Raw genomic sequence first — 15,596 nt, 5'->3', positions numbered from 1 at the left:
TGGCACCCGGCTGGAGCAAGGAGGGCCGCGGATGACAGCTGAGGATGACAAGCGGGAAAGCGACGGCGACCTGATCGCCCCGCCGCCCAAGGTGGCGGTGCCGGACGAGGTGCAGGCCGCGATCCGCACGCTGATCCGCTGGACGGGTGATGACCCCGACCGCGAGGGGTTGCTCGATACGCCGCTGCGGGTGGCGCGCGCCTGGAAGGAATATTGCCAGGGCTATGCCGAGGATCCCGCGATCCACCTGAGCCGTATCTTCGAGGAAGTCGGCGGCTATGACGAGATCGTGTTGTTGAAGGACATCCCGTTCCAGTCGCATTGCGAGCATCACATGGCGCCGATCATCGGGCGTGCGCACATCGCCTATCTGCCGACCAACTGGGTCGTCGGCATCTCCAAGCTCGCGCGCGTGCTGCACGGCTTCGCGCGCCGGCTGCAGATCCAGGAACGGCTGACGGCCGAAGTCGCCAACTGCATCTGGGAGCATCTGAAGCCGCAAGGCGTGGCCGTGGTGATCGAGGCGAGCCATGCCTGCATGACCGCGCGCGGGGTGCGCACCCCCGGTGTCGCGATGACGACCAGCCGGATGATGGGCGTGTTCCGCGATGACGAGCGTTCGCGCCAGGAAGTGCTGAAACTGATGGGTTACTGACCGCGCGAACCCCGGGCCCGCGCCCAGGCAAGATCGACCGACACCGCATAGGTGGCGCGCGCGGCGTCGTCGAGCGGCGCGGCCTGATCGATCAGGCGCGCCTGATCGATCAGCCTGCGGGTCAGCATATCGGCAGCAGCCCGGGCTTGCGGCCAGCCCTGCGTCGCATCACCTGCCTTCAACAACTGGCGTGCGATATCACGCCGGGCGGCAAGCAGCGCGGGATGGCTCGCGGGGCGCTCCTGCATCGCCGCTATTGCCAGCGCGAACGCCTTGGCAGCGCCGCGTGGGTCGCCGCGCGCTGCCATGATCCGGGCGCGTGCCGCCAGCAGATCGCCATGACGCGGATCATCGCTGGTGAGCGCGCGTGCGAACGCCTCGCCGGCCAGCTGGGTCGAAATTTCGGCGCGCGTCGGATCGCCGAGCTGCAGATCGATCTCGGCCAGTAGCAGGAGCAGCGCGCCGCGCTCCCCCGAATCGGTGCCCAGCACCACTTCGGCCAGTTCCGCCGCGCGTGCCGCATAGGGCCGGGCGGCGGCAGGGCGTCCGCGTTCCAACGCGAGCGTCGCGAGATCAGTGTCGATCGCCAGCGCATAGCGGAAGCCGCGCGGCATCGCTTCGGCGATCCCCAGTGCGCGCTGCAACAGGGCGTCCGCAAGCTCGGGGCGGGCAGTCTCGCGGTAAAAGGCGGCGAGTTTCTGCAAGGCCAGTACCTGCAGGTGCACGCCGGCCGGCTTCGCTTCGTCCGCCACCTCCAGCGCGCGGCGCAGCAGCGGTTCGGCGTCGGCATGGCGGCCGAGCCGCATCAGCGCCTGCGCCGCATTGCCCAGTGATCGGCTGAGTTCGGCATCGCCCACCGCAACGCCCTGCCAGATCGTGATCGCGCGGGTCGACATCGTCAGCGAGTCATCGAACCGTCCCCACCGCATCGCGAGATCGGCGGCGATATCATAGGCCTGCGCGGCGTTTGATCCGCTGGCGGTGTCGGCACGGGCAAGCAGGTCCAGCCCCCGCCGTCGCGCCGCCTGCGCGGCCTCACGCCGGCCACCGCTGTCGGCGAACTGCGCCGCGGTCAACAGTGCCACGGCGGCTTCCTCGCGTTCCGCCGGCAAGCGCGCGGCGGCAGCGGCGGCACGGGCGGCATCGCCCATCGGCTCGATCTGGCCGGCGCGATCGCCGCCCAGCGCGCGCGTGACCGCCAGCATCGTGCGGGCGATCGCGGATTCATAGCTTGCGCGGCCGAAGAGACGATCGCGGATCGCGACCGCCTCGAGCGCGGCCGACTCAGCGCCGGCGGGCGCGCCGACCAGGCGGGCGTCGGCTGCTTTCATCAATGCCGTCGCCAGCGCGGCCTGATCGCCGGCCGTCCGCGCCGCGGCAAGCGCCGCTTCGGGATCGGCGGGCGGGGCGGCACGCGCGGGCAACGCCGCGATCGCAACCGCCAGCGCAAACCCCGCCTGCCACCTCATCCGCACCATTGCCCGCCTGCTCGACTCGCTCGGTAAATCGCTTATGCCTCACAAATTGAGGGCAAGTCGTGGGGTCGTGTCGCGTGCGATTGGGATGGCGGGGCCGGATCGCCCGCTGGCTGCTTCTGATGGTCGCCGGGCCGGCCTTCGCCGCGCCGGGCGCGGGCGATCGGCCGCTGTTCGACAGCGCGTTCCAGGATGCGCAGATGGCGATCGGATCGCGCACCGCCCTGTCGCTTTCGCGCGGGGCCGCACGGCTGGCGGCGGCCACTCCCGAGATCGGCACGCTAATCCGCCAACGGCAGACCGTGGCGCGGGCGTTGCAGGCGGCCGAGGCCGAGGAAGTCCGCCTTCGCGCGGCAGATCGTCCGGACCGATCGACGATCAAGGCTGCGGCTGGCCGGGGCGAACGCGCGCGCATCCTGCTGGCGGCAATCGATGCCGGGCTGGCGGAACGCGCACCCGCCTATGTGCAGCTGACCAGCATCGCCCCGGTCGATGCCGATTCTGCTGCGGCGCTGCTCGATCGGCAGGAAGCGCTGCTGCTGGTCTATCCCACGGCCGGCGCGACCTATGTGTTCGCGATCGGGCCGGGCGGGCGCGGCTGGCAGCGCGCTGCGATCAGCGAGGTAGAACTGGCGGAGACGGTACGCCGGCTACGGGTCGGTCTGGATCCCGGCGGGCCGGCGCGCGGTGGCGAGGATGCCGCCCCTGCGCGTCGGCGGGTCCGCTCGGCATTTGATCGGGCGCTCGCGCATGCGGCCTATCGGCTGCTGTGGGCACCGGTCGCACGCTTCATCGGCGATGCGCGCACCGTCTATGTCGTGCCGGGCGGTGCGCTGGGCGGATTGCCGTTGTCCGTGCTGGTGGGCAGCCAGCCGCGCGGTGACGATCGCGATCCGGCCGAACTGCGGCGGACCGACTGGCTGGTCCGTCGGCACGCACTGGTGACGCTGCCTTCGATCGGCAGCCTGCGTGCGCTGCGTGCCGCGCCCGCGCGCCGCGCGACCAAGGGCTTCGCGGGGTTCGGCGATCCCGTGCTGTCGGGCGCGGGCGGGCCGATCGGTCGGCTCGCATCATTGCCCGGCGCCCGGCCCGAACTGGAACGGCTGGCCGCGATATTCGACGGCGGCAGCACGGCGATCGTGGCCGGCGACGCGGCGACGGAGGCTGCGGTGCGCAGTGCCGATCTGTCGGCGCGGAGAGTGGTGGCGTTCGCCACTCACGGGTTGCTGGCCGGCGAGTTGGGGGAGGGGGCCGAGCCTGCGCTGGTGTTCACCCCCGGGTCTGGCGGCGACAGCGCGGATGACGGGCTGTTGACTGCATCCGAGGCATCGACCCTGTCATTGGCGGCGGATTGGGTGATCCTGTCCGCCTGCAACACCGCAGCGGACGACGGCGCGGGGGGAGGGGCTATCGGGCCTGGCGCGCGGCTTCTTCTCAGCCGGCGCGCGGGCGATGCTGGTGTCGCACTGGCGCGTGCGCGACGACATGGCAGTGGCGTTGACGGCCGGTACGCTGGCTGCCGAGGCACGGGATCCGGCGGCGGGCCGTGCAGCCGCGCTGCGCGCCGCGATGTTGGCGGCGATCGACGATGCCGCGCATCCCGAGCGCGCCGATCCGGCACTGTGGGCACCATTCGTGATCGCGGGCGACGGGCGCTGATTGCTGGGCGGGGCTAGCGCCGCGCGGGCACCACCGTCCAGCGGTAGACCAGCGCCCCCGCGCCATCGACGGCGGCGGGATCGGGGGCGGCGGCACGGAGCGCGGCATCGGCGGCGCCGCGCAGATCGACCGGCGATCCGCGGCCGGCGGGCAGGGCGACGAACAGCAGCCGCTCACTGCCGGTCGGCAGCGCCCGTCCCGCGCGGTCCTCACTCAGCAGGCGCACCGCGACGCCGCGCCGTTCGCCGGGCGCGAGCCGGACATCGCCCATCTCGACAAAACCCAGCGCCACCAGCCGGCCGCCGGCATCGACATAGAAAGGCGAGATATCGATCGGGGCGCTGCCGGTGTTGCGCACCGTCGCCAGCACCACGTCGCACTGGCGCAGCGCCGGCGGGGTCAGCAGATCGATCGGCCGGGTATCGGCGGGCACCGGGTCGGGTAGATCGGGACAGATTCGGCGCGGACCCGGCCGCCAGAGCCGTGCCTCGACGACCAGATCGCGCGTGACCCCGCTGCCTGCGATCGGAGCAACTTCCGCTAGCAGTCCGTTGCGTCCGGATGCCCCGGCAGTGACCGGGCCGATCGCCTCCGCTTCCAGCATTACCGCGGCCACCGCCCCGTCGGTGTGCAGTACGGCACGGCCGAGCATCGCGCTGGCGACGGTGGCGTGGCCGACGGGCTGGCCATCGGCGGCGTCCGTCAGCCGCATCCGCATACCGGGCGCAAGCCCCTCCTCGACCCCTGCGGAAAGCATCAGCGCATCGCCGTCGCGCGCAGCCAGGAAACGGCGCGGGCGATCCGCTGCCAGGCCTAGCACCGATCGACCCAGCGCGCCTTCGAAACTGGGCTGCGGCGCGCCGCCGCCCAGCATGTCGTCCGCCGCGTTGAGCGCGATCGCCAGGTCGCGCAGCGAGCGCAGTCGACCAGAATCGAGCGCCCGCACCAGCGCGAAGCTGAACTGCGACCGCGTCACGGCTTCGGGCGCGCCGAGCGGCAGGCGGCGCTCGATCGCCAGCGATCCGGGCGCGGCTGCGTAGAAGCCTGCGAAGCCGCCACCGGGCTCGGGGCGCGCAACGCTGGTCGACCGCGCTGATGCGGGTCGGGCCGCGGGGATGTTCAGCGCGGCGGCCGGCACGCTCTTGGGTCGCACGCCGGCCGGAAGCCCCGATCGATAGACGCCGGCGGCATGACAGGTATCTGCCACCAGCCAGACATCAGCCCCGCGCGCGCGGATCCGATCGATCGCTGCGGCAAGTTCGGAATCGGTGATCGCGCCCGGCACGCGGCCCTGACCGCCGTCCCAGCCTGCGGCATCACGCATCAGATAGAGTTCGTCGAGCCCATCGGGCTCGGCCGCTGGGTCCTGCGCGGGCGCCTGGCTGCCATGACCCGAGAAATAGACGAGGATCTGCTCGCCGGTCCGGGCCGTGCCCGCCAGCCCGTCGAGCGCGGCCAGCACTGCTGTACGCGTCGGCGATGGGCCTTCGCGATCGGTCATCATTGCGATGTTCGCAGCCGGGAGCCCGGCGCGGACAAGTGCCGCGCGCAGCTGCGTGGCATCCTCGGCCGGGGCGGCCAGGCGGAGGTCCGCTGCGAGCGCGGGATAATCGCCGGTGCCGATCAGCAGCGCGCGATCAGCCAGCGCCGGTGCCGCCCATGCCAGCGCGGCGCAGGCGAGCGCCGCCAGTCGGGCGCGGCGCTTAATTGGTGCCGAGGATGAAGCGGTTCTGGACGGTGCCGACATTGACGACTTCTACCTTCACCGGATCGGCCCCGCGCGGCGTCCAGGCGCAGATCTTGACGTCTCCGGGGTTGAGATCGCGGCACGCGACCGCGCTGGCCGTGCCGACGCGCAGCGCCAGATCGCTGTCACCATCGCCTTCGAGATAGACGACGGCAGGGCGCCCGGCGGCGAACCGTTCGACAAAGGCGCGCTGCTCGCCCCCGCGCAGCACGGTTGCCGAAACACGCGGGCCGGAGGCGCGCCCCTTCGTCGCCTCCGTCCGCAGGTCTGCCGCCAGGCTGAGCACGCGCGGATCTGCGCTGCCCATCCGTTCCGCCTGCGCGATCCACGCGAGGCTCCGATCCGCATCGGCAGATGCGAGACGAACCGCGGCGCTGCGGCGCAGCCGGGCGGCTGCCAGCATCAGCAGCGGATCGCCGCGCCGCTCCGCCGCGCGTGCCAGCTCGGCCGATAGGCGCAGCGTCTCGAACGTGGCGAGATCGGTGTCGGCGGCGCGCGGTGCAGGCGCGGCCCCGCCGGCCAGCACCGCCGCCAGAGCGATCGCCACGATCCGCATGCCACTCCGCTTTCGCATCCCACCCCCACCATGAAGCCGCCGGCAACTTAACATCACCGACTTGCGAGACAACTTACCGTCTATGTCAGATGGAGAGGTGTCTCCGGCTGGTACATCTGCAACGATGCTTTGGGGGAGGTGGCGATGCGGGTGTTGCTGCTCGAGGACGATCATGATGCGGTGGCGCGGGTTGCAGCAGCGCTCGAGCGCGCGGGCGGGCACCAGCTGACCAGCGTGACACGCGGGGAGGAAGCGGTGCGCCTGGCGGCCGGCACGCCGTTCGACGTGCTGATCCTGGATCGGATGAACGATGGGCTGGACGGTCTGGAAGCGCTGCAGAGGCTGCGCGCGCTGGACGTGCGCACGCCCGTGCTGACATTGTCCAACCTCGGTAATACCCGTCACCGGATCGAGGGATTGGAGGCGGGCGCGGACGATTATCTGGCCAAGCCGTTCGACGCCGAGGAGCTGATCGCACGGCTGAACGCGCTGGTACGCCGGGCCCGCGCCGACCCGCATCCGGAAGTGCTGGTGCTGGGCGATCTCGAGATTCGTGTAAAGGCGCGGACCGTGCACTGGCGCAACGAACATGTCGATCTGAGCCCGAAAGAGTTCGAGATCCTCCGCTTCCTTGCCGAGAATGCCGACGATGTTGTCTCGCGCCAGATGATCTGGAATGCCTGCTGGCCAGAATATCGGATCCCGCCGCAGATCAACGTCATCGACGTCAATCTGTCGCGCCTGCGCGCCAAATTGGATGCGGTGGCGGGCGCGCCCCTGGTGCGCACCATCCGCAAGCAGGGTTTCGTGATCGACAGCGATCCGCGCGCCGAGCCGTGAACGCACCGGCCGTCGCGTTGGAACCGCGCCGGTCGGCGCTGCGCCGCATCCTGATCGGCTATCTGGTGATCGTGGGGCTGCTGGGGGGCGGCTTCGCGCTGGCGGCAGTCGCGATCGTGGCGGCGGCGGATCGCGAGCGCGCGGCGGCGTTGATCGAGGGCGATCTCGGCGATACGATCGACAAGCTGGCCGGGCCGCCCGCGCTCCGGCGCGACAAGGCGCTGGCGATCGTGATGGCGCGCACCGCGCTCGGCGGGGAGCGGATCTATCGGCTGAGCGAAGGCGGGGTGGTGCTGGCCGGCGCGCCCACTTCGCTGCGCTTCCATGCGGCCGGCGACGGCTATTGGGAAGCGAACGGCACCAATGCCATCGCGCGGGTGGTGACCATCCAGCCGGGGGTGGAACTGCTCGTGGGGCGGCAGCTTGCACAGGGGTCGCTCACGCGGCAGTTGCTGGCGGTGGCGGCGATGCTGCTGCTGCTGGCGCTGCTGTCCGCCGCTGCGATCGGCCTGGTGGTCGGCCGGCGGCTGACCGCGCGGGTGGCCGCGATCAACGCCGCCTGCGATCGCGTCCGGCTGGGCGATCTTGGCGCACGCGCGCCGCTGCCGCCAGGCGATGATGACGAGTTCGCGGCGCTCGCTGCGCACGTGAATGCGATGCTGGAACGGATCGACACGCTGGTGATGGGGCTGCGCGACGTATCCAACCGGATCGCGCATGACCTGCGCACGCCCGTCGCCCGGCTGAAGAGCGATATCGAGATGGCTGCCGATGCGCGGGACTTGCGATCGGCGCGCGAATATGCCGGCGCGGCCGCGGCCGAGACCGACGAGATCCTGCAGACGTTCGAGGCGCTGCTCGATATCGCCGAGGTGGAGGCGGGCGGTGCGGGTGGGCTGCGGCCGATGCGGCTCGATGAGGCGGCCGGTGCCGCGGCCGAGCTCTATGCGACGGTGGCGGAAGCGGCGGAGATCGCGCTGGACCTCGAATTGGCGCCGGCCGCGATCATCGGCGAACGGATGCTGATCGTGCGGCTGGCGGCGAACATCATCGACAATGCGATCAAATTCTCACCGGCGGGATCGGCGGTGCTGGTCATGGTGGCGATCGAGCAAAGCCAGGCGGTGCTGCGGGTGGCCGATCACGGCCCGGGGGTGGCCGATGGCGAACGCGATCTGGTCATGACCCGCTTCGCGCGCAGCGAGACTACCCGCCACGTCCGTGGACACGGCCTGGGGCTGGCGCTGGTGTCGGCGGTGGCCAAGCGACACGGCGCCTCGGTGCGGATGGCCGACAACGCCCCCGGCCTGATGATCGAGATCCGCTTCGCACGCTTCGCTGGGGAAGCTGGCTGAACGCTGCGGCGGGCGGAGCGATGAACGGGCGGTATCGATCCGGCTCGCCCGTTAGCCAACCAGGCGCGCCTGCCCACAGCGGACGCCGTTGATGCGCACGTCGGCCTGGCCGAGATGGATCCCGAGCAGCCCGGTCAGGCGGTTGACGAGACCGTCCAGCGCCGGCGCGACCGGGGTGAGGGTCGCGCCGACGGCCTGGCCGACCGCGCCGGTGCCGAGCCCTATTCCGGCAACCGAGACGTTGAGCGCCAGCCGCGAGACTAGCGATGCGACGACGCCCTGTACCAACGAGTTCGACGAGACGGCGCGCCAGCTGCGCGCCGCGATCGCCGGCTCGTCGAACGCTACGGCCTGCCAGCCGCCATTGGCGAGATCGATCCGCGCCTGTCCGGTGACGCTGATCAGCGGTGCCGACACGATCCGTGCCGGCCCCTCTGCCGGCGCACTGCGGTGGTCGGCCAGCGCGGCCGGCGCGACCTCCGCGATCGCGGCATGGCCAGGCGATGGCCGCACGCCGAGCGACACCGCGCGGGTGGCGCCGTTCGCGCGACACGAGATCGCCGTCAGCCGCGCTTCCGCTTCCGCTAGCTCGAGATAGATCGGCAGCCGCACGCTGGCGACGGCAAGCCCGGCGACGGGCGGGATCGTGGCATCGATGTAAAGCCGCGACTGAGCCGTGCGGATCACCGGATCGCCGCGATCGGTGACCGCGAGCCAGGGCGAAGTCGCGACGCGTTCACCGATCGCCAGCGTCACCCGGGTCCGCGTGACGCCCGGCACGTCGGCCCCGAGATCGAGCGCGAGCTGGCGGTTGGCGTTGGCCAGCTCCAGCGTCCCGCGCGCCAGATCGAAGGCGGAGACGCGGATCGCTTGGCCAGGAGCGACGCGGTCCTGGGAGCCGATCGGGCCAAGGTTGAGTAGCCGATCGAGGCTGATGCGATCCTCGCGCCGGGCGGCGGCGGTTACCAGCTTGCGCATCGCCGCCGCGGCATCGCCGGAACCTTGCCGATCCAACGCAAGCGTCAGCGCCGACAGCGCCGTCGCCGGCTTCACCTGCGCGGCCAGCGCCTGATCGAACGACGCCGCTTGCAGGTTCGCGGACGTCCGCAGCGCATCGGAAAAGGCGAACAGGTCGACGTCGCTGCCGAGCAGCGCCTGATGATCCATGACGGACAGCGACACCGTCGATCCGGTCAGCGCGCCCAGCAGGGCGTTGGCCAGCCCGCCGTCGAGCGCTGCGAGCCGCGATCCGATCGAGAAGCTTGCGAGATCGGTGCGTGCGGCCGTCGCGCTGCGGCTGATCGTGAGATGATCACGGCCAAGCGCCGCGATGCCGAACACCAGCGGCACCGGCCGGGTCAGCGTCACGCGCGCCGCGTCCGAAGATGCCGCCCCGGCCGCTTCGGCGCCGGTGGTGAAGCGGGCAGCGGCGGTGTGCGCGGGGTTGGCGGCATAGCGACCAGTCTCCAGCGTCAGCGCGACATTGCCACCATGGTTGGCCGCGATCGTCGCCGTGGCGGCGGCGCGGGGGGCGGCCGGGTTGCCCGCGGCTGACAGCGCCGCAGCATCGGCGATGCCCTGAAGTTCGCGGCTCGCGGCATAGATCTGGCCGAGATCGACGGCCAGCGCGAGGCAGCCGATCCCGACGCCGAGCCCGGCCGCGCCGATCAGCCCGACCGCGCCGCGCGTATCGCGCACGAGGCGTCTCACAGGCCGCCCAGCCGGACGGAGGCCTCGCGCCGGATCACCGGATCGGGCAACGGCACCAGCCCGAGCGCGAGAAAGGGTTCCGCGGAGCCATCATAGGCGATCGCCACGTCGATCGTGCCGCTGCGCTCGGCGACTTGGATGGCGACGCGGGCCGGCGCGATCGAGCCAAGCGCCGCCAGATCGGATCGGATCGTGTCGCGCGCGATTGACGCGCGCTCGGCGGCGGTCAGCCCGCCCAGCGCCGCGCGGGCGCCGTCGTTGGCAGCCTGCTGCAAGGCGTGAGCCCGCCAGAAATAGCCGCCATAGCCGATGATTCCCATCAGGATCATCAGCAGGATCGGCGCGGCGAGAGCGAATTCGACGAGCACTGCCCCGCGTGTATCGCGGGCCAGTGGGCGGTGTCGGCGTGCGGGCAGTTGCTGGGCCATGCCGCCATCATGCACCGCGGACGCTTCCCGCCCCGTCGCCACGCGCGATACACACAATCCGCAGCCCAAGTCTGTCCGCCAGGCGTGCAGCCGGCCGTCGACCCTCCGATTCGGATCAGGTCCGGCGCCGCTTGACGATCATCGCAGCTAGCACTGCGGATAATCAGGAGAATCAGGAGCAGATCAGATGGGACAAGCCCTCAGCGTATCCTCTGCAGAATTCGTGCGCCGGTTCGGCACGTGGCAGGAACAGATCTCTGCCGATCCATTGTTCGTCACGCATCATGGCCGGCGCCGGCTCGTGATGCTGTCGGCCGCCAGCTATGATCGGCTGGTCGACGCGGCGCCGGCCCCCGATGACGACGACAGCGCGCTGGCAGTCCGCCACGATATCCTGCTCGACCAGCTGGATGCCGGCCTCGTCGCGGTCGATGGAGACTTGCGGGTGGTGCAGTTGAACGCCGCGGCGGCGAGCTATTTCCGGATCAGCCGTGATGCCGCGATCGGCCGGCCGATCGATGCGCATTGCCGCGATCTGGCCGAAAGCGTGGCGCGCGGCCATCTGGCGCGGGCGCTGTCGGCAGGTGAGGTCGCGCAGGTCGATCTACCGTCGATCAGCCACCCGGGCGGCTGGCTCCGCGTGCGCAGCTTTCCGTATGGGGATGGCGCCGCCTGCCTGTTCCGGTCGATCGGCGCGGAACATGAGATGCACCGCATCGCCGAGGTGGAGACTGCGCTGCGCGCAACACTGGCGGCCGAAGGCGAGATCGGCATCGGCCAGCTCACGTTGCGCGCCACGTTCTGCGATGTCGATCCTGCGCTTGCCGGCCTGGCCGGGTTCGTTCGCGCCAGCCTGTTGCAGGTGCGGCTGGTGGATATCCTGCCGCTCGGCCGGCGGGTCGCCGCAGCGGCCGCGATCGAAGGCGTGCTGACCGGTGGCCCGGCGGTGGCCTGGGACAGTGCCCTGCTGGTAAACAATGGCGGCGAGCGCGCAGTGCGCATAGCGGCCGCGCCGCTGCGCAGCAGTTTCGCGATCGATGGCGCGATGGTGGCGGTCGTCGGCCGCTAGCCGGCGGCCTCACGGAAAGCCGGCAAACAATGCGCTGGATCACAGCAGGACCGATCTGTCGGAGCTAGATCTTCCTCCGCTGGACAGAGCAGCGCCCGTATTGTACAGAAACGGGACAGAAAAGACGGGTTCGCTTGCGTTTAACGTGTGAACACGGGGGCGATCCATGAATGGGTGCCGTCTTTTCGCGTCGATCTTTCTTTTGGCAGCCAGCAGCTGGCCTGCCATCGCATCCGCGCAGGATGCGGTGCCATCTCGTCGCGTGGCCGAGGTCGACTGGTCGCAGGCCGGCTTTGCCGAACCGCCCCCGCCGCATCCGGCCCGCATCGCTGCGGTGATCCGCCAGGTTCGATTGCCCGTTTTGATCCCCGCGGGGTTTGCGCGCTATCGCAGCTTCGACGTGGTCAGCACCGGGCCCTACGACTACACCGCTTCAATCCTGCTGCCTGGCGCCAAGCTGTGGATCAACGGATCGCGCCAGGAAGTGCTGCCCCCGCCCGGTGCAATGGCCGCGCAGGATAACGAGCCCGATCCCGGTGCCTTCGTCGAGCCCGACCCGCCCGGTCCCGTCACGCTCGATCGCCGCTTCACGCGCTATGGCGCCGGCTATGTCATCTCGGCCGAATGCGTGAAGGCCAGTGACCGCAATTGTTCGGACCAAGGCTTGGCCGAACTCGAACGGACGCTACGCGTGTTCGGAGGCTCGCAATGATCCGCCCCGCGATCGCGCTGGCTGCAACACTGATGGCCGCCACGGCGCTGCCGGCGCAGACCTTCGAGTTCAACCCGGCCGGCAAGCTGCAGAATGCCCGCGCCCGCGGCGTAACCGATGGCACCGTCTATGCGCCCGGCATCGTCTTCCCGGTCGATCACACGCCATCCTATGCCAACTCGCAGGTCTGGATGATCGGCGGCAGCAACGGCCCGCCCGGCAGCTGGAAGGACCGTCGCAACTTCACCTACCCATGGTCGGACAATTTCTGCGAAACCCGGTCGCGGCGCACGCCGGCATGCCCCGCCGGCGTCGGCCATCAGGGCCAGGACATCCGCGTCGGGCTTGGCGAGAAGGACAAGTTCTGGGCGGTCGCGGCCGAAGCCGGCCGGATCAGCAATGTCGGGCTCTATTCGGTGGAGCTGACCGGTACGAGCGGCACACGCTATCGCTATCTCCACCTGCGCAAGCGATCGCTGCGGGTGACGCAGGGGCAAGCGGTGCAACCCGGCGACAGGATCGGGCTGGTGGCGGACGAATTCGGCGGCACGCCGACCCCGGTCCACCTGCATTTCGAGATGCTGCAGAACATCAATGGCAGTGGGCTACGCCATGTGACGCCGTACATGTCGCTGGTGCGCGCCTATCAGCGCCGGCTGGGCACGCCGTGATGCCGCGCCGCGCCCTGCTGCCGATCGCGGCGCTGCTGCTGGCGGGCTCCTGCGCCTGGCAGCGGCCGGCGGCGACCGCGGACTTGGGCCAGGGCTGGAGCCAGGCCGATCGCGACCTCTGGTACGAACAGACCCAGGGATCGCGGCTGCTGCCCTATTGGTGGGCGGTCGCGCTGGAACGGGCGGACGGCGAGGTGCGCTTCTTCTCACCGGTGAACATGGCTCGCTATGGCTATCTGCCGCCGGAACCGACTTCCAAGAGCAAGCTTCCGGTCGGGTTCGCGATCGATCGCCAGCGCGACGAGGGCTTCGTCAACAGTGCGCTGCGCTGGTACGCTGGACAGACCGACCGCGAACCTTGGGTCGGCATGAACTGTTCGGCGTGCCACACGGCCGAGCTGAGCGTGGGCGATCGCCGCGTGCGGGTGGATGGTGGGCCGACGACCGCCGATTTCCAGGCACTCATCATCGATTTCGATCGTGCGCTGAAGGCGACGCGCGCCGATCCGGCCAAATTCGAACGCTTCGCCGCGATCGTGCTGCGCGAAAAGCCGGAACAGCGCCCCGATCCGGCGCGCGCTGCCGCCAATCGCAATCTGCTGCGGACCGCGATGGATCGGCTGATCGGTTGGGAGGACCGGGTCCGGCTGGCCAACAATGGCGGCGCGGAGGCGCATCCCGGCCCGCGCTTCGGGCCGGCCCGGCTGGATGCGTCCGCCATATCTTCAACAAGGTGGCGCTGTTCGTGGGGGCGGATGCGCAGACCTTCAATGCCGCCACCGCCCCGGTCAGCTATCCCTTCCTCTGGAACATCGCGCAGACCGATCGGGTGCAGTGGAACGGCATCGTCACCAACCAGACGCTGCCGATCCCGGGGGCCGAGCGGTTCGATTATGGTGCGCTCGGCCGCAATGCGGGCGAAGTGACCGGCGTGTTCGGCGATATCGCGCTCACCGAGAATGCAGGTTTGCGCGGATACAGGTCGAGCATCCAGGTGCAGCGGCTGACCGAACTGGAACGGCTGCTGGCCCGGCTGCGCCCACCGCGCTGGCCGCTGGATCCGATCGCGACTGGGCCGGACAGCCGCGCCGCGATCGGCAAGGCGCTGTTCGCCGAGCGTTGCGCGACCTGCCACGAACATCTGGCGCCCGACGACCTGAAGACGCGCTATGCCGCGAAGATGAGCCTGCTGCGCGCCGATGCGCCGGACAACCGTCCGCCCGGAACCGATCCCTGGATGGCGTGCAACGCATTCACCTACCAGATCCGCACCGGGCGCCTGCAGGGCACCAAGACTGGCTTGGTGAGCGGACCGCCGCTGGCCGCCGTGGAGCCGACCGCCAAGGTGCTGGAAACCGTCGTGAAGGGTGAGCTGGCCGGGCAGAAAGCCGAGCTGATCACGGCCGCTGCCAAGGCGATCTTCAACAGCGCGCCGTTTCCGCGGCCCGAAACGCCCGGCGCATTCGTGGATCCGGAACTGGAGCGTGCCCGCCGGCTACGGATCTGCATGACGACCGACAATCCGCTGCTGGCGTACAAGGCGCGACCGCTGACCGGCATCTGGGCCACGGCACCCTATCTCCACAACGGATCCGTGCCGACGCTCTACGATCTGTTGCAGCCGCCGGCAAAGCGGCCCCGGCTCTTCTATGTCGGCTCGCGGCGGTTCGATCCGCGCAAGGTGGGCTATGCGACCGAGCAGGCGGCGGACAACCCGTTCGCTTTCCGCACGCATGACGATGCCGGCGAGCCGATCCCGGGCAACGACAATGCCGGCCATGATTACGGCCCGCTCAGTGAGGAGCAGCGATGGGCGCTCGTCGAATATATGAAAACGCTGTGAAGGCCGCCCTCGCGCCGGCGATCGCTGTGCTGCTGGCGGCGGCGATGAACGATACGCCGCGCGCCGGACGCAGCGATTTCGCGGCGGTCGACGCCAATGTCGCGGATCAGGCGGCCTTCGATCGGCTGCTGTCGGGATTGCCGCAGATCCGCTTCGACGACGACGGCACGCCGCGGACCTTCTATGTGTGGGAAGGTGACATGGCCCTGAGCGCGGAGGAGATCCGCGCGATTATCTTCGCGCGCAAGGCCGGGGTGGAGCCGGCGCGCGGACCGCAGGAGCTGCTGCTGCAGCTGCGCAGCGATGGGCAACCCGGGTACTGGATGCGCGGCAAGCGCACCCTCAGCTGGGCGGCGGATTGCGCGTCTTTCGAGACGTCGGCGCAGTGTGCGACCGCCCGCCAGCTCTTCACCACCGCCGCGCGCGATTGGGTGCGGGCCTGCGGCGGGTGCGGACTGAGCTTTCGGGAGGTGGCGGGCGCTGCCCGGATCCAGCCCGGCGACGGCGCGGGGCAGCCGACGTTGGTGCTGCGCTATCAGCCGGACCAATTCGATTATCTCGCGATCGCTTTCTTCGCCAACGATCCCGCCTTCAAGCGGTTCGTCTCGGTGACGCCCGGCTTCTTCTCGACGAGCTTCGACAATGCGGGCATCCTGCGGCACGAGATTGGCCATGTGCTGGGCTATCGCCACGAGCATAACCGCGCGCTGACCGGCTGCCATTTCGAGGATGACCGCTGGGTAGCGCTGACGCCCTATGATCCGAAATCGGTGATGCATTATTTCTGCGGCGGCGGCGGCACCCGCGCGCTGCAGCTCACCGCGTCCGACATTGCCGGCCACCGCCAGCTCTATCGGAGACCCTGAAAGGACAGGA

The 15,596-nt window shown here is 70.2% G+C and carries 13 protein-coding genes and 1 pseudogene; 9 read left to right on the top strand and 5 right to left on the bottom strand.

All coding sequences use genetic code 11. The annotated features are described in order from the left end of the window. Nucleotides 1–31 precede the first annotated feature (31 nt). Nucleotides 32–655 carry a GTP cyclohydrolase I FolE gene (gene folE / locus ABC347_RS07485; protein ID WP_413245107.1) on the top strand — a complete coding sequence of 208 codons (624 nt, stop codon included), beginning with the start codon at nt 32–34 and terminating at the stop codon, nt 653–655. Here the strand turns inward: folE and ABC347_RS07480 are convergent. Then, nucleotides 649–2,133 carry a tetratricopeptide repeat protein gene (locus ABC347_RS07480; RefSeq protein ID WP_413245106.1) on the bottom strand — a complete coding sequence of 495 codons (1,485 nt, stop codon included), beginning with the start codon at nt 2,131–2,133 and terminating at the stop codon, nt 649–651. The genes folE and ABC347_RS07480 overlap by 7 nt on opposite strands. Nucleotides 2,134–2,207: 74 nt before the next feature. Here ABC347_RS07480 and ABC347_RS07475 point away from each other — a divergent pair, with 74 nt between their 5' ends. Next, nucleotides 2,208–3,806, top strand: coding sequence for a CHAT domain-containing protein (locus ABC347_RS07475; RefSeq protein WP_459565462.1), 1,599 nt, complete (start codon nt 2,208–2,210; stop codon nt 3,804–3,806). Here the strand turns inward: ABC347_RS07475 and ABC347_RS07470 are convergent. Both ABC347_RS07470 and ABC347_RS07465 read right to left on the bottom strand, forming a co-directional pair. After that, entirely contained in the window at nt 3,803–5,536 is a 1,734-nt protein-coding gene (locus ABC347_RS07470; RefSeq protein ID WP_413245105.1) for a caspase family protein, read from the bottom strand. The two genes, ABC347_RS07475 and ABC347_RS07470, sit on opposite strands and share 4 nt — an antisense overlap. Then, nucleotides 5,493–6,092 (bottom strand): hypothetical protein, encoded by a 600-nt coding sequence (locus ABC347_RS07465; RefSeq protein ID WP_413245104.1) that lies wholly within the window; start codon nt 6,090–6,092, stop codon nt 5,493–5,495. Before ABC347_RS07465 ends, ABC347_RS07470 begins: the two co-directional genes overlap by 44 nt. Before the next feature lie 144 nt (nt 6,093–6,236). On the opposite strand from ABC347_RS07465, the gene ABC347_RS07460 reads away from it, so the two are divergent. After that, the gene (locus ABC347_RS07460; protein ID WP_413245103.1) at nt 6,237–6,932 is read left to right on the top strand and encodes a response regulator transcription factor; all 696 of its coding nucleotides are present in this window, start codon (nt 6,237–6,239) and stop codon (nt 6,930–6,932) included. After that, complete coding sequence (locus ABC347_RS07455) at nt 6,929–8,287, top strand: HAMP domain-containing sensor histidine kinase (protein ID WP_413245102.1); 1,359 nt, start codon at nt 6,929–6,931, stop codon at nt 8,285–8,287. Before ABC347_RS07460 ends, ABC347_RS07455 begins: the two co-directional genes overlap by 4 nt. Before the next feature lie 51 nt (nt 8,288–8,338). Here the strand turns inward: ABC347_RS07455 and ABC347_RS07450 are convergent, their stop codons facing one another. Together ABC347_RS07450 and ABC347_RS07445 are read right to left on the bottom strand one after the other, a co-directional pair. After that, on the bottom strand, nt 8,339–9,985 hold the full coding sequence (locus ABC347_RS07450; protein ID WP_413245101.1) for a pilus assembly protein TadG-related protein: 1,647 nt from the start codon (nt 9,983–9,985) through the stop codon (nt 8,339–8,341). 8 nt (nt 9,986–9,993) lie between these two features. Next, a complete protein-coding gene (locus ABC347_RS07445) occupies nt 9,994–10,425 on the bottom strand; it encodes a TadE/TadG family type IV pilus assembly protein (RefSeq protein ID WP_413245100.1) in 432 nt (143 codons plus the stop codon). A 187-nt stretch (nt 10,426–10,612) separates the two neighbouring features. Between ABC347_RS07445 and ABC347_RS07440 the strand changes: the two genes are divergently transcribed. The 5 genes and pseudogenes from ABC347_RS07440 to ABC347_RS07420 all read left to right on the top strand — a co-directional run bounded on the left by ABC347_RS07440 (nt 10,613) and on the right by ABC347_RS07420 (nt 15,586). Next, a complete protein-coding gene (locus ABC347_RS07440) occupies nt 10,613–11,494 on the top strand; it encodes a PAS domain-containing protein (RefSeq protein WP_413245099.1) in 882 nt (293 codons plus the stop codon). 262 nt (nt 11,495–11,756) lie between these two features. Then, nucleotides 11,757–12,206: a hypothetical protein gene (locus tag ABC347_RS07435; RefSeq protein ID WP_413245098.1), complete on the top strand. Its 450-nt coding sequence runs from the start codon at nt 11,757–11,759 to the stop codon at nt 12,204–12,206. Next, the gene (locus tag ABC347_RS07430; protein WP_413245097.1) at nt 12,203–12,877 is read left to right on the top strand and encodes a M23 family metallopeptidase; all 675 of its coding nucleotides are present in this window, start codon (nt 12,203–12,205) and stop codon (nt 12,875–12,877) included. Before ABC347_RS07435 ends, ABC347_RS07430 begins: the two co-directional genes overlap by 4 nt. Continuing rightward, nucleotides 12,877–14,720 (top strand): annotated as a pseudogene (locus ABC347_RS07425) (di-heme-cytochrome C peroxidase). The gene ABC347_RS07430 and the pseudogene ABC347_RS07425 overlap by 1 nt, the downstream one beginning before the upstream one ends. Continuing rightward, nucleotides 14,717–15,586 (top strand): zinc metalloprotease, encoded by an 870-nt coding sequence (locus ABC347_RS07420; RefSeq protein ID WP_413245096.1) that lies wholly within the window; start codon nt 14,717–14,719, stop codon nt 15,584–15,586. Before ABC347_RS07425 ends, ABC347_RS07420 begins: the two are co-directional and overlap by 4 nt. Nucleotides 15,587–15,596: the final 10 nt, after the last annotated feature.

Origin of the sequence: Sphingomonas canaveralia (assembly GCF_047238125.1) — a bacterium.
Lineage (GTDB): Bacteria > Pseudomonadota > Alphaproteobacteria > Sphingomonadales > Sphingomonadaceae > JBDFMH01.
Note: the sequence above shows the minus strand (reverse complement) of the source record. Positions and strands in the feature narration are given on the sequence as shown.